General features: G+C 50.7%; 17 protein-coding genes and 2 tRNA genes. 4 read left to right on the top strand and 15 right to left on the bottom strand.

What is annotated here, in order from left to right:
• From BOC67_RS17975 to BOC67_RS17945, 7 genes are all read right to left on the bottom strand, one after another.
• Entirely contained in the window at window positions 1-1,212 is a 1,212-nt protein-coding gene (locus tag BOC67_RS17975) for a hypothetical protein (protein WP_291912057.1), read from the bottom strand.
• A 54-nt stretch (window positions 1,213-1,266) separates the two neighbouring features.
• The gene (gene lptE / locus BOC67_RS17970; protein ID WP_291912055.1) at window positions 1,267-1,794 is read right to left on the bottom strand and encodes an LptE family protein; all 528 of its coding nucleotides are present in this window, start codon (window positions 1,792-1,794) and stop codon (window positions 1,267-1,269) included.
• Window positions 1,795-1,810: 16 nt separating this feature from the next.
• On the bottom strand, window positions 1,811-3,052 hold the full coding sequence (locus BOC67_RS17965; protein WP_291912053.1) for a sigma-54-dependent Fis family transcriptional regulator: 1,242 nt from the start codon (window positions 3,050-3,052) through the stop codon (window positions 1,811-1,813).
• Between the two features lie 54 nt (window positions 3,053-3,106).
• Entirely contained in the window at window positions 3,107-4,522 is a 1,416-nt protein-coding gene (gene miaB, locus BOC67_RS17960; RefSeq protein ID WP_291912051.1) for a tRNA (N6-isopentenyl adenosine(37)-C2)-methylthiotransferase MiaB, read from the bottom strand.
• 261 nt (window positions 4,523-4,783) lie between these two features.
• On the bottom strand, window positions 4,784-5,284 hold the full coding sequence (locus BOC67_RS17955; RefSeq protein ID WP_291912049.1) for a hypothetical protein: 501 nt from the start codon (window positions 5,282-5,284) through the stop codon (window positions 4,784-4,786).
• A gap of 23 nt (window positions 5,285-5,307) precedes the next feature.
• A complete protein-coding gene (locus tag BOC67_RS17950; RefSeq protein WP_291912047.1) occupies window positions 5,308-6,087 on the bottom strand; it encodes a (Fe-S)-binding protein in 780 nt (259 codons plus the stop codon).
• Between the two features lie 16 nt (window positions 6,088-6,103).
• Window positions 6,104-7,426, bottom strand: a complete 1,323-nt coding sequence (locus tag BOC67_RS17945; protein ID WP_291912045.1) for a (Fe-S)-binding protein — start codon at window positions 7,424-7,426, stop codon at window positions 6,104-6,106.
• Window positions 7,427-7,504: 78 nt separating this feature from the next.
• Between BOC67_RS17945 and BOC67_RS17940 the strand changes: the two genes are divergently transcribed.
• Complete coding sequence (locus BOC67_RS17940; protein WP_291912043.1) at window positions 7,505-8,002, top strand: phosphoribosyltransferase family protein; 498 nt, start codon at window positions 7,505-7,507, stop codon at window positions 8,000-8,002.
• A 6-nt stretch (window positions 8,003-8,008) separates the two neighbouring features.
• On the opposite strand, the gene BOC67_RS17935 is transcribed toward BOC67_RS17940, so the two are convergent.
• Both BOC67_RS17935 and BOC67_RS17930 read right to left on the bottom strand, forming a co-directional pair.
• Entirely contained in the window at window positions 8,009-8,947 is a 939-nt protein-coding gene (locus BOC67_RS17935) for a DUF2279 domain-containing protein (RefSeq protein ID WP_291912041.1), read from the bottom strand.
• 66 nt (window positions 8,948-9,013) lie between these two features.
• The gene (locus tag BOC67_RS17930) at window positions 9,014-10,738 is read right to left on the bottom strand and encodes a phospho-sugar mutase (RefSeq protein WP_291912039.1); all 1,725 of its coding nucleotides are present in this window, start codon (window positions 10,736-10,738) and stop codon (window positions 9,014-9,016) included.
• A gap of 124 nt (window positions 10,739-10,862) precedes the next feature.
• Between BOC67_RS17930 and BOC67_RS17925 the strand changes: the two genes are divergently transcribed.
• Window positions 10,863-11,516 (top strand): protein-L-isoaspartate(D-aspartate) O-methyltransferase, encoded by a 654-nt coding sequence (locus BOC67_RS17925; RefSeq protein ID WP_291912038.1) that lies wholly within the window; start codon window positions 10,863-10,865, stop codon window positions 11,514-11,516.
• Between the two features lie 51 nt (window positions 11,517-11,567).
• Here BOC67_RS17925 and BOC67_RS17920 read toward each other — a convergent pair whose 3' ends face one another.
• The 5 genes from BOC67_RS17920 to BOC67_RS17900 all read right to left on the bottom strand — a co-directional run bounded on the left by BOC67_RS17920 (window position 11,568) and on the right by BOC67_RS17900 (window position 17,831).
• Entirely contained in the window at window positions 11,568-14,048 is a 2,481-nt protein-coding gene (locus BOC67_RS17920; protein ID WP_291912037.1) for an outer membrane beta-barrel protein, read from the bottom strand.
• A gap of 170 nt (window positions 14,049-14,218) precedes the next feature.
• Window positions 14,219-16,795: a TonB-dependent receptor gene (locus tag BOC67_RS17915; RefSeq protein WP_291912036.1), complete on the bottom strand. Its 2,577-nt coding sequence runs from the start codon at window positions 16,793-16,795 to the stop codon at window positions 14,219-14,221.
• A 212-nt stretch (window positions 16,796-17,007) separates the two neighbouring features.
• The gene (locus tag BOC67_RS17910; protein ID WP_291912035.1) at window positions 17,008-17,559 is read right to left on the bottom strand and encodes a DUF445 domain-containing protein; all 552 of its coding nucleotides are present in this window, start codon (window positions 17,557-17,559) and stop codon (window positions 17,008-17,010) included.
• 102 nt (window positions 17,560-17,661) lie between these two features.
• Window positions 17,662-17,735 (bottom strand) — tRNA-His (locus tag BOC67_RS17905).
• Between the two features lie 22 nt (window positions 17,736-17,757).
• Window positions 17,758-17,831, bottom strand: a tRNA-His gene (locus tag BOC67_RS17900).
• Window positions 17,832-18,230: 399 nt separating this feature from the next.
• Between BOC67_RS17900 and BOC67_RS17895 the strand changes: the two genes are divergently transcribed.
• A complete protein-coding gene (locus BOC67_RS17895; RefSeq protein WP_291912033.1) occupies window positions 18,231-19,436 on the top strand; it encodes a hypothetical protein in 1,206 nt (401 codons plus the stop codon).
• Window positions 19,437-19,567: 131 nt separating this feature from the next.
• Window positions 19,568-20,113 (top strand): hypothetical protein, encoded by a 546-nt coding sequence (locus BOC67_RS17890; protein WP_291912031.1) that lies wholly within the window; start codon window positions 19,568-19,570, stop codon window positions 20,111-20,113.
• Here the strand turns inward: BOC67_RS17890 and BOC67_RS17885 are convergent.
• Window positions 20,110-21,210: a lipase family protein gene (locus BOC67_RS17885; RefSeq protein ID WP_291912030.1), complete on the bottom strand. Its 1,101-nt coding sequence runs from the start codon at window positions 21,208-21,210 to the stop codon at window positions 20,110-20,112. The genes BOC67_RS17890 and BOC67_RS17885 overlap by 4 nt on opposite strands.
• Window positions 21,211-21,287 lie beyond the last annotated feature (77 nt).

The raw sequence follows: 21,287 nt of genomic DNA, 5'->3' as shown, positions 1-21,287 counted from the left end.
CTATTTATTATTGTTGTCTATAAGTGACTTTAAATCTTTTATCTTTTGCGCAAAATAAGCGTTTTTGTCGGGATTAAGCAAACTTAATTTTTGATATATCTGAATGGCATTTTGGTATTGCCGCTGGCGTACCCAGATTTCTGCCAATGTTTCAGATACGATGTCGTTGTTAATCCGGATGGAGTCGAGCGCCATTTTTTCCACGGTTTCGGAGATTTCAGGTTCCTCGTCCTCTTCATAGATGCGGTGCAGCTGTTGCTGGTACCAGTCTTTATTGCCTTTGCCGGCGAAGTTATCCTTGATCTGCCGGAGCCAGGAGGTGAAGCTTTTCATTTCCGCTTCGCCCCGGATGCTCAGTTCATCCGCATTTTCAGGGTCTTTCAGGCGTTTATATGCAAAATAGTCATCTGTATATAAAGGCTGGAAGGTCAGTTCTGTTTCTTCTGTCGCTAATTCCAATGGGAATATTTTGATGGGCGCTGGGTTATCTGCCACTGCTGATGATTCAATATTGTTTTCTGCGGCCTTTTCCGGATGAATGGATGGATCGAGTGTGGCAAGTTCGGCTTCGGTTTCCCCTTCGGCAGCCGGCACTGGGGCTGCTGTGGGATTGGACGGGACCTCGTTTTCAGGCGGCGCTGAATTTTCCCCCGAAAAAGAAACAAACGCCCCGCCTGTTGTACCAGTAACCGCTGCAGCTGCCCCTGAGGGGTCTGTAACCGCTGCAGGCGCTTCGCTTTCCGCTGCGCGCTCTTCTGCAATCGCATCCTTTATTTCCGCTACGGAGGCCTCCTGGGCCGGGGCGCCGGCAGTTGCCGCCACATCCGGGGTTTCAATGACCTCCGTGGCTTTGGCCACTACGCGGAGCGGATTCGCCGGCGCTGTAGCCACCGCATCCAACAAATCGGCGGAAGGGCCCGCAGGCAGCGCATCTTCCGGGATGATGGCGGGAATGCGTTCTTCCACTTCCATCAGCACCGGCGCTGCGGTAATGAAATGGTAGTAATAATGTTGCTGATGACTGTACAAGCTGCCCGTTTTCACGGCAGGACTATTAACATCGCTATGCCTGGAATAATCTTTCCGGGCCCGGAGGATACGCGCGGCTGCGAAATACGGGTATTCCGCCACCATGCTGTTCAACGCTGCTTCGTCTACCTGGTGCAAATCAGGCACATGGAAGATATGTTCAATAATCCTGTTTGGTGTCATACCTGCTAATGTAATAAAATTCCGAAATGTATGCGTGTTCAACGCGGAAATTGATTACCAGTTGGCAAAGGCACGGTTGAAGATATCATCGGTGATGTTGGGAATGATCTCGTTGTCCAGCAGGGAGTTTTCCACGCTGCTCGCGAGCTGCGAAGCAGAGAATTCCGCACTGCGGGAGAAAGACTGGGTCCAGCCTTTTTTATCGGTCCCTTCCACGCGTTTGATAAACACCACGTTTACGGTTACGGTAAGTTTGGATCTTGCGGACTGGTCAACGTTGGTAACAGCGGCGTTGGTGAAGCTGTAGCCGGTGATGGTAGCCCTGAATTCGTAATCGGCGCGGGGTTCGGTTTCAGCCACCTGCACCAGTTTGGTCTGCGACTGTATCTTGTCCCGCAGCTTTTGCGTCATACGCTGGCCCAGCGTAGGGTTGTTGAGTGGCGCCCGGTTTTCGAAGAAACGAACGTTCACTGTTTTGGCGTTGGCATCGATACTGGCTCCGGTTGCGGAGTATTTAACCGTGCAACCGCTGAATAAAGCAGCAAGGCTCATGATGAGCAGTACCGGGAATATTTTCCTCATGAATGATCTTTTGAAATTATTCTGCGATATTATATTCTTTCAGTTTCCTGTACAAAGTCCTTTCGGAGATTCCCAGGTCTAATGCGGCATCTTTTCGTTTACCCTTGTGTTTTTTCAGGGCTTTTACGATCAGTTCCTTTTCCTTGTCGGCAATGGAGAGGGTTTCTTCCACTTCTTCGTGATGATCGATTTTACCATCCTGGATAATGATAGGCTGCGCATTGCTGATCACCGGCGGTTGCGGCGCTATATCCGCAGCGGCGGGGAAGGGGTGCAGCACATGACCGTCCGCCGGGTGAAAGTCGTGATTAGGCGCCAGTGAAGGGTTTTGGAGGATATCGAAAAACATCTTCTTCAGTTCTGTCACATCTTTTTTCATATCGAAGAACAGTTTGTAGAGGATGTCCCTTTCGCTGGCGAAGTCGCCACTGCTTTGCTGCTGCGGCGCGGCGAGCATCGGCAGGCGGTTCACCTCCGGATGCTCCGGCAGGAAGCGTTTCAGGTCGCTGGCGGTCACCAGTTTGTCGGTAGACAGTACGGAGATTTGCTCTGCGATATTTTTCAGTTCCCTGACGTTTCCTCTCCAGGGATAGTTGACGAGCACGTTGCGGGCTTCATCGTCCAGCTGGATGGAAGGGGTTTTATATTTTTCCGAGAAGTCGACCGAAAATTTGCGGAACAGCAGCGGAATATCTTCTTTTCTGTCGCGCAGCGCCGGCACGCGTATAGGCACCGTGTTGAGGCGGTAATAGAGGTCTTCCCGGAATTTCCCCTGTTGGGTGCGTTCGAGTAAGTCCCTGTTGGTAGCGGCGATGACGCGTACATCTGTTTTCTGTACTTTGGAAGAGCCGACCCTTATATATTCGCCGGTTTCGAGTACGCGGAGTAAGCGCGCCTGTGTACCGAGCGGCATTTCACCGATTTCGTCCAGGAAGATGGTACCACCGTTTACGGTTTCGAAGTAACCTTTCCGGTTATCCACGGCGCCGGTAAAGGAGCCTTTTTCGTGACCGAAGAGTTCGGAGTCGATGGTGCCTTCAGGAATAGCGCCGCAGTTTACCGCGATGAACGGGTTGTGCTTGCGCGCACTTAACGCATGGATGATCTGAGAGAATACTTCCTTACCAACACCGCTTTCCCCGTTGATGAGCACGGTCAGGTCGGTATTGGCTACCTGTACAGCCACCTGGAGGGCGTAGTTCAACGCGGGGCTGTTGCCGATAATGCCAAACCTGTTTTTGATAGCCTGTATGTCCATATGTCGTTAAGCCTCTTTTGAGTTGTTTAAAATTGTTTCAGCTACCCGCTTTACTTATTCACTCACTGCCTTTCCCCGTAACGTTCCCGAAGTACAGCTTTCCACCTTCACCATAACATAATCTCCTTTCTGATAGTTTTCTTTAGGGAAAACAATCACCTTATTCTGGTCGTTGCGGCCAAACAGTTCTTCTGCAGAACGTTTGGAGGCGCCTTCCACCAGTACTTTATAGGTGCGGCCCACTTCGCGCTGCATACCTTCGAGGGAGTGTTTGCGGTGCAGTTCCACTACCTCTGCGAGCCGCCTTTTTTTCACTTCTTCCGGAATATCGTCCTGGTAGCGGCGTGCAGCCAGGGTGCCGGGGCGCTCGGAGTAGAAGTACATATAGGCGAGGTCGTAACGGGCATATTCCATTACTTCCATGGTTTCCCGGTGTTCTTCTTCCGTTTCTGTGCAGAATCCGCAGATGATGTCTGTAGAAATGCCGCAGTCAGGAAGGATTTCACGGATCCGGTCTACTTTCCTCAAATACCATTCTTTGGTGTAGGTACGGTTCATGAGTTGCAGTACGCGGGTGCTGCCACTTTGGAGCGGCAGGTGGATATAGTTGCAGATGTTTTCGTACTTCGCCATGGTGAAGAGTACTTCATCTGTAATATCTTTCGGGTGGGAGGTGCTGAAGCGTACGCGCAGCAGCGGATTGATCTGGGCTACTCTTTCCAGGAGCATGGCGAAGGTGACGGTTTCGTCCCCGGATTCGCTGGTCCAGTAGTAGGAGTCCACGTTTTGACCGAGCAGGGTTACCTCGCGGTAGCCTTTTTCAAATAGTTCCCTTGCTTCGCGCACGACGGAGTAAGCATCCCTGCTGCGCTCACGGCCACGGGTAAACGGTACTACGCAGAAGGTACACATATTATTACAGCCCCGCATGATGGAAACGAAGCTGGTAACGCCGTTGTTATCCAGGCGCACCGGGCTGATATCGCCATAGGTTTCCTCCCTGGAGAGCAGCACGTTCACGGCTTTTTGTCCGCCTTCGGCTTCGGCAATGAGGGCGGGCAGGCTCCTGTAGGCGTCCGGGCCTACTACCATGTCCACCAGTTTTTCCTCTTCGAGGAGTTTGGCTTTGAGCCGTTCCGCCATGCAGCCGAGTATGCCTACCAGCAGGCCGGGGTTGCGCTTTTTGGCGCCTTTGAATTCGTTGAGCCGGTTGCGTACGGTTTGCTCTGCTTTTTCGCGGATGGAGCAGGTATTGACGAGGATAAGGTCCGCTTCTTCCATATTACGGGTAGCGCCAAAGCCCTCCTCGTTTAATATGGAAGCCACGATTTCGCTGTCGTTGAAGTTCATGGCGCAGCCATAACTTTCAATATAGAATTTCTTATTATATGTATTAGGTTGGGTAGCAGCCGGGGCGAATGCTTCTCCCTGGCGGCTTTCGTCATGCACTTTTGTGATCTGATCCAGCATTTCCTTACTCAAATTTAGGATGGCAAAAATAAGGAATAAAAAATGAAAAATGACAGAATGTCATTTATATGATTGGGTTATGGGAGGGGGGTATAATAATAGGGTGCATCCGGCCAGGCATAAAACGGCAGTATCCGACCAGGCATAAAAAACGGATGTATCCGACCGGGCATCAAAACCGGGTGCATCCGCCAAGCATAAAAAAAAATCGGGTGCATCACCCTGACACACCCGTTTAAATTCTTTTAAAATAATATAATATCACGCCTTCACCCCAAACTTAGCTCCCAGCCAGCTGTCCTTCAGCGGCACCAGCCATTTGGTATCCAGGTCCGCCTTCGTCAGCACGGTATTATTCAGATACAGCGTGTTTTCGTCGATATACCCCTTTTCAAGGGCATACGGCACCTGCTGCAACGGCAGCAGCTGTACCTTGTCCTTCACTACAAAACCCAGCAGGAGGCGGTCAAAAAGGTTTACTTCGTACTGGCGTTCCAGGCTCTTGATCACCCGTACGGAGCTGTCCGTACTGCAACCGCTGACCGTCGTCAGGGTTTCGTCCGCCATTAATATGATTACCTGGTTCATTACTACGCCACCCCAGCCTTTAACCGGCTCGCCATGCGCGTTCCACTGGGAGGTGAACTGATCCAGTTGCTCGTTGATCTCCAGGACTTCCCGTTCGTTGAATGGTCGATTGCTCTGATATATCCAAACCCTGGAAGCAGGAGAAAATCCTTCAGGGAAATTTATCTTGTTCATACTGCAAAATTAGGCATTTCTCGTTATTTAAGACTCTCGGCGATGATTTCCGCCAGGTCCAGCACCTTCACGCTGTCTTCCCTGCCGGCTTCCTTCACGCCGTCCGTGAGCATGGTCATGCAAAACGGACAGTTGGCCGCTACCACGGAGGCCCCGGTATCCACTGCCTCGCGCCCGCGCTCGGTGTTGATGCGCACATTGCCTTTCTCCTCCTCCTTGAACATCTGCGCGCCGCCGGCCCCGCAGCAAAGCCCCTTACTGCGGCAACGCTTCATTTCTATCAGCTCGGCGTCTAGTATTTCCAGCACTTTTCGCGGCGCTTCATATATATCATTGGCACGGCCCAGGTAACAGGAATCATGGTACGTGATCTTTTTTCCTTTAAACGCTCCTCCTTCTTTCAACACAATTTTACCTGCATCAATCAGCTGCTGCAGGTACGTGGTATGGTGGATCACTTCATACTCCCCACCCAGGGCAGGATATTCATTTTTAATCGTATTAAAGCAATGGGGACAGGTAGTCACAATTTTTTTCACCCCGTACATATTCAATACCTGTATATTGCTCTGAGCCATCATCTGGAAAATAAATTCATTGCCTGCGCGGCGGGCGGGATCGCCGGTACAGCTTTCCTCTCGGCCCAACACCGCAAACTGCACGCCCACCTTATCGAGAATGGTTGCAAACGCTTTCGTGATCTTTTGTGTACGCTGATCAAAGCTGCTGGCGCATCCTACCCAAAAGAGGACTTCCGGGGTTTCGCCGTTGGCGGCATATTCTGCCATAGTTTTTATACGCATCGGGATAATTTTTTAGTTAGCTATTCATTTCCTGTATCCAGTTCTCCCGGTCTTCCGGCCCAAACTTCCACGGCGCCATATTATTTTCAATATTGCTGAACATGCCCGTCCACTCTGCCGGCGCGCTGGACTCTTCCATCACCAGGTAACGGCGCAGCTGCAGGATGATATCGAGCGGGTTGATGCTCACCGGGCACTCCTGTACGCAGGCATTGCAGGTGGTGCAGGCGCGCAGCTCTTCTTCGGAAATATAATCACGTAATAAAGTTTTACCATCGTCCTGGAAGCTGCCGTTGGCTTTGATGTTTTTACCCACTTCCGTCACACGGTCCCGGGTGTCCATCATAATCTTACGGGGAGAGAGCAGTTTGCCGGTCATATTTGCCGGGCAGGCAGCGCTGCAGCGGCCGCACTCTGTACAACTGTAAGCGTCCAGCAGGTTTTTCCAGGTAAGGTCCATCACATCTTTGGCGCCGAATTTTGGGATCGCATCTGAGGCAGGCGCTTCGGAAGCCAGCTCCGGCTGCAGCATCAGCTTCACCTCATGTTGTATGGCCGGCATGTTTTCCATTTCTCCTTTGGGCTCCAGCTTCGCATAGTAAGCGTTCGGAAACGCGAGGATAATATGCAGGTGTTTGGAATAAGGCAAGTAGTTGAGAAACGCCAGGATGCCCAGTATATGCAGCCACCAGCAGGTTCTTTCGATGGCGATGACCGCACTGTCGGAAAGCCCGTTGAATAAAGGACTTAGGTGACCGGAGATCCAGAAGGAACCGGTAGCGATGTAGTGTTCCGCGCCGCGGGCCTGCATTTGCTGGTCCGCCGCATTCATGGTGAGGAACAACGCCATCAGTACAATTTCAGTAATGAGGATGTAGTTGGCATCGGAGCGCGGCCACCCGTTGAGGTCGCGACTCATAAACCGGTATATCTTCAGCACATTCCTGCGGATCAGGAAGATGGCGCAGGAAATCAGCACCAGCGCCGCCAGTATTTCAAACAGTCCGATCAGGATGGGATAGAGGCTGCCCAATACGGGAACGAATAAACGATGTGTGCCCAAAATACCATCCAGGATAATCTCAAGAATTTCGAGGTTAATGATCACGAAGCCGGCATAAACGAAGAAGTGCAGCACAGCCACCAATGGATTACGGAACATCTTCTTCTGCCCGAAAGCCAGGAGCAATACGTTCTTCCAGCGCAGGTCCGGCCTGTCCGTCAGGTCCTCGTCCTGCCCGAGCAGAATGTTCTTCCTTATCTGGCGCGCCTGTTGGGTAAACAGGTACACTGCCACCCCAAAGGCAATTACAAATAACAACTGTTGTACAATTTGCATTATTTCAGATTTGACTCCCTAATTTATGTTTTTTTTCAATCGAACAACGCAGATGCGTATTTTCACTATTTTTGACGCATGGAAAGCAGGAACGTAATTCTTACAGCGGATATCATTCAAAAGAAGATAGAACGCATCGCTTATGAAATCTATGAACATAACAGCGATGGCGAAGAAATTATATTGGCAGGTATCTGGGACAGGGGCCTTATTCTTGCACAAAAGATTGCCGGCATCCTGCAGCAGATCTCCCCGCTCAAGCCCCGCATCATCGAGCTGCGTTTAGATAAACAACAACCCGGCGCAGTAACTGTTTCAGAACAACTGGATTTTAACGGCAAAGTGATCGTAGTGGTGGACGATGTGGCTAACTCCGGCCGTACCATGCTCTACGCGCTGAAACCCTTGCTGGAATTCCTTCCCGCGAAGATACAAACGGCCGTGCTGGTGGACCGCCGGCATAAGTCATTCCCCCTCTCGGTGGACTTTGTAGGCTTTTCCCTCGCTACCACCATGCAGGATACCGTTATGGTGGAAATGGAAGGGGATAATATTCTCTCTGCCTATTTACAATAACAGCCGTTAAAAATAAACCGGGTGCAGGCGCAGCTTTCCCTGGCTCGTCAATTCCAGTGTTGGCGCGGGAAACTTCAACATATTCAGGAGCTGGAAAATAACTTTCACACCTTTTTTCTTAGTGGGGATTTTAGTAAAATCAATATCGGGGGAAAGATAAAATTGCCTGATCCGGGGCGTGCTACGGTAATCAAACAGATGTCCGTCCGGGCCATGCCACCAGTTGGCATTGCCCCCATATAGATTGTCTGCCCCATAACCCAGTGAAACGTTCAACCACAGGGGGATACCCGAGTTTTTCGCAAAGGACCTCAGGTTGACGGACAGCCAATAAGTTTGCGCATTGTAATCCTTCAATACCCGCTCCAGGAAACGCGTTCCAAAGAGCTGGTTGGTTTTGTCGCGCAGCTCCGCGCCTTCATACCTGCCCGGATGCGTGGAGAATTTAATCTGGATACGCTGTTCGTTCCAGGCCAGTTCCTGGCTGATCAACAGGGCGGAGCCGGCCGCGTTGGCCGCCATATCTCCCCAGGAAAATCCCCACTCGCTGCTGTATCCGTCCAGCACCTCCACGACTGATTGATAGGCAAACCCGCTCAGGCCGCCGATCCATATCTGCTGCCGGCGGGGCAGGCCCGACCAGCGCCATAACTCGCGGCTGTACTTCCCGATGAAATACGCGCTGAACACATGCCCCAGCTTATCCATCTGCTTCCATTCATCCATATCGTTGAAGAAGTGAAAGGCGCTGCGGGGATAATCCCGGTACCAGGCTGCATTTAACGCTGCCAGTCCGCTGCCGTAGAGCACCACGGTAGCGCCGGTAAGCATGGTAACCCGCGCGGGAATGGTCGTATCAGGAATGGTGGAAAAGGCTAATTTCTCCTGCGCCTTGCCGCTCAGAAACAGCAACGATAAGAATGATATGCACAGGAAGTTCTTCATAGCAGGTAAGCCACTCCTTGCGCCAGGTTGGTGGCGCAAGGAGTGGAATGGGTTTTACAGCAAGGCTTATTTCAGGCCGAGGTCTGAAATAATACCGCTGATTTTCTGTTCCAGCCTGGCCGTAACGGCGTCAAAGTCAGCAGCGCTTGCCAGCGGCTCGTTTACGCTGAAATAGAATTTAATTTTAGGTTCAGTGCCGGACGGGCGGGCAGATATTTTGCTGCCATCCGCCAGCAGGAACTGTAATACGTTGGATTTTGGCAGGTCGATCGGTTGGATATCGCCGGTCGCGATGTCCTTAATCTGCTGCAACTGGTAGTCGTAAATAGTTACCACTTTGGAACCGTTGATGGTGGCAGGAGGGTTCTCCCGGTAGCCGCGCATCATTTCCGCAATTTCGTCCGCTCCCTTCATACCTTTTTTGGTAATGGAGATCAGTTGTTCCAGGTAATAACCGTATTTAATGTAGATATCGATCAGCTGCTCAAAGAGGGATTTACCGTTGCTGCGCGCTACGGCCGCCATTTCGCAGATCATAGCCACGGAGGAAACGGCGTCTTTATCGCGCACATTGCGGCCGATCATATACCCGTAAGATTCCTCGCCACCGCAGATGAAGCGCTCCTGTGGCTCTTTGCGGCGGATCAGGTCAGCGATCCATTTGAAACCGGTCAGTACGTTATAGCAGGTAATATTGTTTTTGGCGGCAAAAACATCGATCAGGTCGGAGGTTACCACGGTTTTACAAACGTAGTCTTCCGGTTTGGCCAACCCTTTTTCCTTACGCTGTTCGATGATATAGTTGAACAGCAGGGCTGCCGTCTGGTTGCCGTTCAGCAGGGTCCATTCCCCTTTCAGGTTCTTAACGGCAATGCCTACACGGTCGGAGTCCGGGTCAGTACCCAGGAGGATGTCCGCATCAATGGCTTTGGCTTTTTTCAGGCCCAGGTTCATCGCTTCGGATTCTTCCGGGTTTGGATATACGACGGTAGGGAAGTTACCATCCGGGGTAGCCTGTTCTTCCACGATGTTCACATTGGTGAAGCCGTATCGTTTCAGAATTTCAGGCACCATGGTGATACCGGTGCCATGAATGGGCGTATATACGATTTTCAGGTCGTGCTGTTGTTTGCAGATATCCGGGTTGATGCTCAGGCTCTGCAGCTCCTGCAGGTAAGCCTCGTCCACCTCTTTCCCGATGATGGTAATGTTGGCTTCTCCGCCGGTCCATTTCACTTCGTCCGGGGAGGTGATCTTCTCTACCTCGCGGATCACATTCTTGTCATGTGGCGGTACCAGCTGGGCCCCATCATTCCAATAGGCTTTGTAGCCGTTGTATTCACGCGGGTTGTGGGAAGCGGTACAAACCACGCCGCCCTGGCAATTCAGGTGGCGGATGGTGAAAGACAGCTCCGGGGTAGGGCGGAGGCTTTCGAAGAGATATACTTTGATACCGTTGGCCGCAAATACATTGGCAGCGGTTTCAGCAAAAAAACGGGAATTGTTGCGGCTGTCATGGGCCAGCGCTACTTTGATTTCACCCTGGAAACTCTCTTTCAGGTAATTGGCAAACCCCTGGGTGGCCATCCCTACGGTATATTTATTCATTCGGTTGGTACCCACACCCATGATTCCACGCAGGCCGCCTGTTCCAAACTCGAGGTTACGATAAAAAGCATCGGTAAGATCATCGGGGTTTTCAGCCTGCATTTTCTTTAACGTGGCAACTGTTTCAGCATCGTAATTGCCGTTGAGCCATTGCGCTACTTTGTTTTGAATATTAATATCCATGGTCATCTTAATTTTAGGAGCCGGGGGCTCAAATGGACTGTAAAGTAAATGGAAAAAAGTCAATGTGTGAAATTCCAAATCCCGAAATCATTGAAAATCGCCGGTAATAGTTAATTTTGTGAGTATGAGGCGGTATGAAGATACTTATAAACAAAAAGGACTACGCAAACAATTGGTTGATAGTATCCGTCAGAAGGGCATAACCGATGAAAATGTACTGGCGGCTATCGGCAATATTCCCCGGCACTTCTTTCTTGATACGGCTTTTGAGAGTATAGCCTATGAGGACCGGGCTTTTCCTATCGGGGAAGGCCAAACGATTTCGCAACCCTACACGGTAGCGTATCAGACGCAGTTACTGGAAATAAAGCCTTACGAGAAAGTGCTGGAGATTGGTACAGGCAGCGCCTACCAGGCTTGTGTGCTGGCGGAGCTGAAAGCGAATGTTTTCACCATCGAGCGGCAGAAGCGCCTGTTTGACCACGTCAAAACGTTCCAGTTTAAGTCCAAATACCCCAACCTGCGCTTCTTTTATGGCGATGGCTATGAAGGGCTGCCCTCGTATGCCCCGTTCGATAAGGTGCTGGTGACGGCTGCCGCTCCCCAGATTCCTGAAAAATTATTGCAGCAGATGAAGACCGGCGGCAAAATGGTGATCCCCGTGGGTGGCCAGGAGGTGCAGCGCATGCTGCGCATCACCAAGGTCAGCGAAGAAGAGTATGACCAGGAGCTGTTCGATAACTTCACTTTTGTACCCATGCTGGCAGGCAAAAAATAAACCTGCCCCTATTCCCGGCTCACATTTACCTAAATAGAGGCAGGTTGCTGATTACAGCCTGCCTCTTTCTGCATTCGGCCGCGGCTGCTCCTCCTGTTTCTCCTCTTCCTCTTCCTGTTGCTGCCTTTTTTTCTTGAAGAGGTTCGGGTCCATCTTGCCAAAGCGGTAGCGTACATTGAGGCGTACGAACCGCGTTACGCGCTTACGGTCGTAATCCTGTATGAAGGTGGGCGTTACGTAATGACTGTTAAACTGCTGGGTGTTCAGGATGTCGGACACATTCACCGCAATCACGAGGCGGTTGTTTTTCAGCATTTCCTTGCGAATCCCCAGGTCCATACCGTTCATGGCCCGGAAGGTACCCTGCGGCTGAATCCGCGGGGAGCGGTAGTGGCCGCTCAGCTCCGCGCTGAAACGCAGCGGCAGCCTGAACTGCATGTTGCCGTTGAAACCGTAGGTCAGGTTATCGTTATTGATGGTGACGCTTGTAATCTTGTTGTATTCCAGGTTTACATTGAAATTGAATTTCCACCACTTCCTGATTTTCCAGCTATAGGAAAAATTGGCGCCCATATTCTCGCTGCTGGCAAGGTTCATCGGGCGGGTGGTAGTCACGCCGCTGAGGGTATCGAGGGTGCTGATGCGGTCAATATTATCATTGGTTTTGGAAAAGTACATGCCTCCGCTGAGGTAGTTGTTCGTCCGCGGAAACCACTCGGAATAGTTTATCTCGAACTTATGCGTCAGCGCGGAACGCAGGTCCGGGTTACCGGTGCGGATGTTCTGCGGATCGGAGTTGTTGATATACGGCAGCAACTGGTCAAAGTTGGGCCGGTCTATACGCGTGGAGTAGTTAAAGACCAGGTTCTGGTTTTGGTTTTTAGGGAGATTGTATTTCAGGAAAACGCTGGGGAATACGTTAAAGAACGACCTGTCCACGCGGGAATCTTTTGTGACGGAGTATCCCCGGAGGTACGACTGCTCCGCGCGGGCTCCCACCTGGTAACCCAGGTTGCCGATGGCATTTGCGATATTGAAATACGCCGCGTAAATATCCTCTTCGTAATTGTACTTGTTACTGAGGTTCTGGCTGGGCAGGTATGCCATGCTATCCCTGTTGTACAGCGTAGCGAGGTAATCGTTGTCAATCTTGCGGATGGTGCCCTTTACGCCGGTTTCCAGCTTTCCTTTTTTACCAAACGGGGAAGTGTAGTCCGACTGCAGGTTCCAGAATTTGTTCCCGTTGTCCCCGCGGTTTTTCTGATCCGAGCTGCGATAAACGGTATCCACCACGGGCCGGTAATAGTTGCTCACATACTGGCTGTTGTTATTGCTGCTGTTGTTGCTGAAGCTGGCGTAAGCCGTCAGCTCCTGGTTGGGTTTTTTGTAAGTCCGTTTATAACTGATGTTGGTATTGCTGTTATTATTGTTATAATGACTGTTATTTGTCCGGATGCCGTAGTTCAACGGATGATATTTTTCATCCAGGTTGCTGAGGTTTATGTTCTCGTCATTACCGCCATAGGCGTAGTTCAACCCTTGTGAAATGGTGATGGTATTGCGGTCGTCCAGGAAGTAATCAAAGCCGAACCGCCCGCCGTTGTTGCCATTGCGGTTGGCGCTGGCGCTTTTTTGCGTAAAGTAGCGGGTGTTGTTGCTATCTGCCACGAGGTTTTCCCGGTTGCTGATACCGCTGCCGTCAATATCTTCATACCGGCCGTTGTAGTTGGCGAAGAAGTTGAACCGCCTGATGCGCAGGCTGGCATTGGCGCTACCGTTGAGTTGCCCGCGTGTGGCCGCTCCCACGTTAAACATCACGTTGTAACCGATGGCTTTATCTTTCTTTAGCACGATGTTGATAATACCGCCGCCGCCCTGGGCTTCAAACTTCGCGGAGGGGTTGGTGATCACTTCCACGCGGTCAATACTTTCCGCCGGAAGCATCTGCAGCGCTGTTTTAGCATCGCCGAAGGGGGATGGCTTGCCATCCACGTAGATGGTCACGCTTTTACCGCGGAGGGTCACGTTATCGTCTATATCCACATCCACACTGGGGATATTCTTGAGAATGTCCGTACCGGTGCCGCCTTCCGCGTTGATCATATCGCCGGCGTCAAATACCTGGCGGTCTATCTGCATGGAGAAGGACGGCTTTTCTGCCTTGATTTCAACGGTATTCAGCTCTTTGCCGGATCTGTTGAGGCGCAGGGTGCCGGCAAAAGTATGCTTGCCTGCCACTACTTTCACCGCTTTCTCGAGCTTGTCGTATCCCATGAAAGTGATACGCAGTACATAAATGCCGGGGGTGATATTGTTAAAGGAAAAATTGCCGGTTGCATTGGTGTACATGCCGGTTACAACGGTGGAATCGGCGCTGTTGAGCACCACTACGGATGCCATTTCCACTGGTTTGGTGGTGGAAAGGTCCACGACCTTTCCCGTTATTTTCAGCGGCGTGGTCTGCGTCGTTTGTGCATTAACGTTAGTGAACAGACATAAGGACACAATCAGCAAGGACAGGTAGTTTCGCATGCAGAGAATAGTACTAGCTTTTACAACTTTGGTTTGATCAACATAAAAGTACTCTGTACACTTGGATTATTCTGTTGTATGTGATGAATGGTAACGAAAAAATGATAGCCGGCGTTTCGCTGTAGAAGCGGGCTGCCGGCTATTGGTTGCATTCATCAACTTTAGTTATATCAGAATCCCATCTGGTCCATTCCGTTGTCGGAATTGTTATCCGGGCGTTTCTTTTTCTTGAAGAGGCTTGCATCGAATTTTCCGAACCGGTAGCTGAAGTTCACCTTGAAGATCCGGGATTCGCGCTTACGCAGGTAATCCTGTGCAAAGGTAGGCGTGATTTGATTTAGCTCGTATTGGCGGGTGTTGAAAATATCCGATACGCTCAAGGTAACGGAGGCTGCTTTGTTCTTCAGGAAGTCCTTCCGGAGGGCTGCGTCAATAAAGCTGAAACCTTTGATGGTACCTTGCGCGGAAGTGGAGATCATACCGCCTCCTCCGCCGCCGCCGCCGCGTCCACCACCGCCGCCGCTGCCATTGTTGGGCAGTGCCACGGCAGGCGCCTGGTAGGTTGCATTGATTTGCAGGGTCATGTTCCAGGGCAGTTTGGTTTCGGAATTGATTTTACCCATCCAGCTGAAACCACTGTTGGTAAAGGTATTTGCGCCATCTGTCACCTGCAGGTCCGTTTGGTACAGGTTGACGTTGGTGGTCAGGTCCCATCCGGGGATGACCTGGTTTTTCAGCGTCAGCTCAGCGCCGTAGGAGTTGCTGCGGTTGGCGTTGATAAACTGCATGAGCAATGTATCCCGGCCGATAGGCGTGTTGATGGTAGTGATCAGGTTGTTGGTATTCCTGAAGTACACGCTTCCGAGGAAGTTGGTAGCCTTCCAGGATTTCACGTAAGAGAGTTCCAGGCTGTTGGTATATTCCGGCTTCAGGTTCGGGTTACCTTCCCGCTGGTTCTGCGGATCGCTGTAGTCGCGGTAAGGTATCAGCTGGAAGAAGTTCGGACGGTTCACCCTTCTCGAATAATTCAGCTGCAGTTCCTGGTCGTGCGCAAACTTTTGCGAGAGGAATACGCTGGGGAAGAATCCCGGCGTAGCCTTGGTGGGTTTATAGGTGATACCCTGGTTCTCTCCGCTATAAATATATTGCTCCACCCGCAAACCGGCCTGGTAGCCGAAGTTGCCGATGGTGTTGGCAAAGTTCACATATCCTGCGTAGATCTGCTCCTTGTATTTGTAACGGGTGGAGAGGGAGTCTACAAATTCAAATTCGTTTTTGATCGTGTCCTGGTTAAACACGTTGTACTGGCTGTTGTAATTGCGCAAAGTCGCTTTAACGCCCACTTCCAGCTTGCCATTTTTACCAATCGGGTTGGTGTAGTCCGACTGCATGGTGATGAAGGTGGTTTTACCGCCGGTATTGTTGTTTTGCATCACAGGCTGTCCGAGGGGCGTGCCGGTAGCTGATTGCGCCTGGGTGATGTAATCCCCGTTGCGGCTGTTATTGCTGCGGTTAAACTGGAATGCTGCGGTGAGCTCCTGGTTTGGTTTTGCAAAAGCGTGGCGGTAATCGAGCGCCGTCGTGTAATGGCGGAAGCTCATGTTACTGTTGTTCAGGCGGTCGTTACGGCCGGTCACTACCTGGTTGGCGTTGGCAAAAGTGCTGAGGAGGTCCTCAGTGTTTTTAAAATCGCCGCCGCCGATATTTTGGGAGAGCGAGATGGTGTTCCGGTTGTCCATGTAATAGTCCACACCCACGCGTCCGAACTGGAACAGCGGTTTGTTGGTACTGTTGCTGTTCTGCGTCAGGTAGTTGGTATCCCCCTTAGCGCCGAAGTTGGTACGGTTGGTAGTTCCTTCGCCCCACATCTGGTTGGCGTTGATATTATAGTTGGCAGAGACGTTGAACTTTCCCTGCCGTACTGCCAGGTTAGCGCCGGCGTTGTACTTATTGTTATTGCCGATGCCAGCCTGCACGGAACCGTTAAAGCCTGCCTTACGGTTCTTCTTCAGAACGATGTTCAGGATGCCGGACATACCCTCTGCGTCGTATTTCGCGGAAGGGTTGGTCACCAGTTCCACGCTTTCGATGGCGTCCGCGGGGATCTGGTCCAGCGTGAGGGTGGAAGGCTTCCCGTCCACGAAGATGTTGGGAGCGGCGTTGCGTACGGTTACGTTTCCATCGAGGTCGATGTTTACGGAAGGCACGCTTTTCAGCACATCCTGGGCGGTACCGCCTACGGAGGTGAGGTTACGGTCTACGTTAAATACTTTCTTATCGATACCCATCTGGAAAGCGCTCTTCTGGCCGGTTACTTCCACGCTGTTGAGCATTTTCACATTTGGTTTCAGTTTGATGTTGCCGAGATCCTGTTCGCTGGTTTGACCGGTGATGGTCACTTTTTTCGTCAGGGTAACGTACCCCATGAAGTTGATGCGAACGATGAAGGGGCCGAAAGGCAGGTTCTCCAGGCTGAAGTCCCCATTGGATTTGGTGAGCATGCCGGTCACCACGGAGGAGTCCTTCGCGCGGAGAATGGCTACGGAGGCGTATTCTATCGGTTTGTTGGTGCTTTCGTCCAGTAATTTCCCGTAGATATGTCCTATCTGTGGCATATTGGGGCGTTGGCCCTGCTGGCGTGCCTGTCCCTGTTGGGCGGACGGTGTTTTAGCTCCGCCGGGCGCCTGCGCGTACGTATGTATCTGCCATAACATAATACCAGCAACAATTGCATAGCATTTTCTCATCCTGATCGATTTAAACCGGTTTTAATTTTCGGGTCATCACAAAATTACCGGGGGGTAGGTATGAATGGCGGGATATTATGATGAGCGGAAATTTTACGGGGAAAGTGTGGTAAAAGCGCCGTCGGAAGGTCTTAACAGTAGTTAACAGAGGAAGCGGGGAAAGGGGGCGGGCAGCGCCTTTCCAAGGGGCGCTGTCCGTATCAGTTAAAAGCTCAGGCGGCGAGCATAACCAGTAACAGGCAGAGGCCTCCGATGATCAGGCCGGATACGGCGCCCAGCACTTTGAACCCGGTCAGTTCCCTGCCCAGGAAATGGGTGACTGCCAGTTGCATTTGTTCCGCCGTGGTGTTGCGGATTTTATCGCTGATGATCTTTTCCAGGTTCAGGTCTTTTTCCACGTTACCGAGGTATTGGTGGATCATAACGGGGAAGAGGGCATCCAGTTCCGCTACCAGGTGGGATTTTATCTGGTTAATGGTACTGTCGCCGATGAACATGGACAATACCGGCATGGCTTTAGGCAGCCTGTCCCGCAGGAAGCCGTCCAGGTGGGTTTCCACCACGGGTATAATGCTTTTGATCTTTTCCGGATCTGTGAGTTTTTCTTTGATGGCGGCAAAGGAGAATTGTTGGCCGGCGAGGGCGCCCAGTTCGTTTGCCAGTGTTTCGCGGCGTTTGGGCAGTTGGCGCAGCAGTATTTGTACAGCAATGGTGTTGATCAGCCAGCCGGCCAGCGCAGCGATGATGGGTAATGTATATAGCATGAATTGCAGTGTCTTTTGATGGCGATAAAGATAGCAGAATAAGCGGAGTTGGAGCGAAACAAAAAAGGCCGATTCATGTGAATCAGCCTTTCGTTTTAGTAGGGTGGACGAGGGGTCTCGAACCCCCGACCCTCAGAACCACAATCTGATGCTCTAACCAACTGAGCTACGACCACCGTCTGTTCCAAAATTTTTTAGGGTGGATGAGGGGTCTCGAACCCCCGACCCTCAGAACCACAATCTGATGCTCTAACCAACTGAGCTACAACCACCGTATTTCCTTTATTAACGAGGATTTCACCGTTTATGAAACCCTTCTTTTCGTTGTTGGGAGTGCAAAGATAAGAGAAAGTATTTTTAAAATCCAAATTGATGTAAAAATTTTTTTCCAGCAACTTATAAATTATAGAAATCACCTATTTGGATTGTGCGCCAGTAAGATGCTACCGGACTGATTAAACACAAGCCCCGCATCATGCTTTCCGGCAAGCGGAGGTACTTCCGAAATCGCATTTTTCTGATTATCTTTGCGGACTTTCCCATTTCATTCCCGTTCTTATAAACTATTGGAAATCAATATGTTGATTTTTGAATAGCTATTGAATTACGCCATGCGTGTAATTCCACGCAGCTTATTGCTTAAAGATTTAATTTTTAATTGTATATATATTATGGATCAGCTTAAACTGAAATTACAGGAATACTATCAGCGCTATCAGCAGTTGGACCGTAAGGTAAAGCCTGGAAACGAGGTGGATGGAAATGAGGACGTGCTGGACATGGAAAACGATATTCTCTCACAGTTTGGATTGCCTACTTCGCGGCGCTTCGTACAGATCCTGCACGATTTTGTGGAGCACCGCCCGGTAAACGACCAGCTGTTGGACTACGTGAGCCGTAAACTCCGCTCGGCCGCAAGGAAATATCTGCTCGCCCCCGTGGTATCGGATATTGACCTGCTGCAGGCCGCCCGTGAACAAAAAAGATCCCCGTACGACGTGCTGCCGGAACTCGGTTACCCGGCGCATGAATACGCCATCTTCCTCATTGGCGAGTTATTCTACCGCAGGAATATACCGGCCACTGACATACTGGATGAACTCAAACAGATGCAGCATCATGACAGCTGGAACGACCTGAGCATCCTCAGCAAAATGAATAATTACACCAGCAACGAACTGTACACGAAATTGAAGAAGCAGGGATTACGCTTTGTGGATGATTACATCCAGAACAGCCGCCGCCAGGAAACTTCCAGGCTGGTAAATAAAAGACCAACGCCTTCTGAAGAAGGTTACAAACCGAACTACCGCACCATTACCAAAATACAGGTGGAAGATATCATCTTCGATGAAAACACTTCTCCAAGCCTGTTCGGTAAAATCAAAAACGGCCGTAGCTACAGCCGTATCACCATCAGCCTGGAATACTCTGAGCTGAACCAGATACTCATGAGTTGCGACGACCTCGGCGTAGACATCAGCAATCATATTAAAAAACGCCTGGCCAACCCTACACCGGATAAGCCAATGGTGATAGATTTGAAAGCGGAATTCGGGGATGTACTGAAACTGGATAACTGCTACCTCGAAGTATATAAACCGCAACACCGCGAAGGCAACAAGTGGGTGGAAGATAAAGACAACTTCTACTTCGTGGATAAGATCCTCACCAAAAAGGAATTTGAAAAACGCGCCAAGGAAGAAGAAGTAAAACACAAGATACAGGAATGCCTGGAACTGATCGGAGGCTCCTACGTCTATTATCAGCGCCTGCGCCGCCTCGGCATTACCGACGAGGAAGCGAAGCTGAGAGCCGGCCTTTCCGATGAGCTGCTGTTTAAATTATCCTATTTCCTGAACAAGGTAAAGGAATAACCACACCATGCCGCTTTGACCGTGCAAAACATTTGGAGGGACAGTGCCGCCGGCGCTGTCCCTCTTTTATTTATCCCTGCCCAACGGGTTCAACAAAGCAAAAAGTTCTTTAAGTTTATACAAAAAAACAGATGGAAGAACTGACCTTAGGCATTGGCAGCAGAGTGCAGCATGCGCATTATGGCCCGGGCGTAATCATTGGAATCAGGTACGCGCAATACCAGGTTACTTTTATGGATCATGGGATTAAACTGGTAGATAAAACAGACCCGCTTTTCGAAGTGCTGGTGGCAGAAAATAAAACCACTGAAGTAGAAACCCTGTCGGAAGTGGAAACCTCGATCCTCAAGATATTGCGCCTATGGGGCGGCATGACCGAGGTGGTACCCCTGGGGGATAAATGGAGAAACGGTACCCTCGTCCTGCAACCCGGCGATCCGTCGCTAAAAGCCAAGGAAGTGCCGATAGATGCCTTCTTCCACAAGATCGTCATGCTGCGCGACCGCCTTCGCGTACTGGAGCAAAACATCAACAGCCACAAGGTACTCACGGATGAAGAGAAGATAAACCTTCAACAGTATATCACCCGCATCTACGGTTCGCTCACCACTTTCAACGTATTATTCCGGGATAAGGAACACTGGTTTGTAGGAGAAAAGGCAGGCAGCAGCGATTAATTTGCTGCCGCCTTCCCGTAAATCTGTTCCGTCAGCCACATGTAATTGGGGATATTGTGGTGCCAGAAAATATTCTTGCCATCGAAAGGAAACTTTTCATCATACCCCGCCACCGGATACAATATGACCGGCGCGCCCGCAGGGGAATAACTGTGGCTGGTCACAAACGGAGGCCGCTCATATCCCGGCAATACCTGCTGCACCCGCTTGTACAACGTGTTGCCCAGTATCCGCTGCATACGCCTGCTGGCCCTTTTGGACGGCCTGTCCAGCCGGCCGTATAAATACTTCAATCCTGCCCTTGCCGGCCATTTCTGCTTCTTCAGCGCTTTCTTTATATCTGTAAACGGATTCACCGGCGCAAAATCCCGTGTGGTCTGAATAGAGAACGGCGTTTCCGGTACCCAGTCCCGCGGATTCACCACTCTTAAACCCCATCCATTCCGGGTAATATAATCATAGTCGTATGCATAGTTCAGGTTGCCCGGTTTAGGGGCGGCGCTGCTGTATGTTTTATATACAATATCCTTCGGCATATCCGGCAAGTACTGCAGCCAGCTGCGCAGCAGGAAGGTGATGGCGCCTCCCTGGCTATGGCCGGTGATGATAAAATCGTGTACGCCCTGCCGGTAGTATTCCTTAATCTTCCCTGCAATATCCGGCCCCATGGCCGCCAGGGCAATCATCCAACCTGCATGCACATACGCCTGCGGATCATTGGAAAGCGTATAATCAAACCGGGTACTGTCGCTTAACCGGAGAGAGCCCCTGGCGGGGATCATGCCGGCATAAAAATTTTCCATCCAGGAAACCATGGAGCCAATGGTACCTCTTATATGTATGATGGCCACCTTATCCTCCCGCAGCCACAGGTCCCAGCGGTTGACCATCCCTACTTCCGGGGAGCGGTACACCATTTTGCAATGTTCCGGCATAGGGGTTTTTACCTTCGTCCACGGGGTATCGCCTGACCTGTTTACAATTAACAGCAACTGTTGGTATTCGGCAGCATCAAAGCCGGGTTTTAGCTTTTGTGCATGGATTTCCTGCGCGAATACAAAAATCAGAAAACATAAAAGATAATAACGGTATTGCATGTTTTTCTCCAAAAAAATAAGGTTATAATGTTGAAGTTACTTTAAAATATTGCTGATAGTTGCATAACTCAAAACAA

This window comes from Chitinophaga sp. CB10, from assembly GCA_001870995.2.
GTDB lineage: Bacteria > Bacteroidota > Bacteroidia > Chitinophagales > Chitinophagaceae > Chitinophaga.
This window is presented reverse-complemented; position numbering and strand designations above follow the sequence as displayed.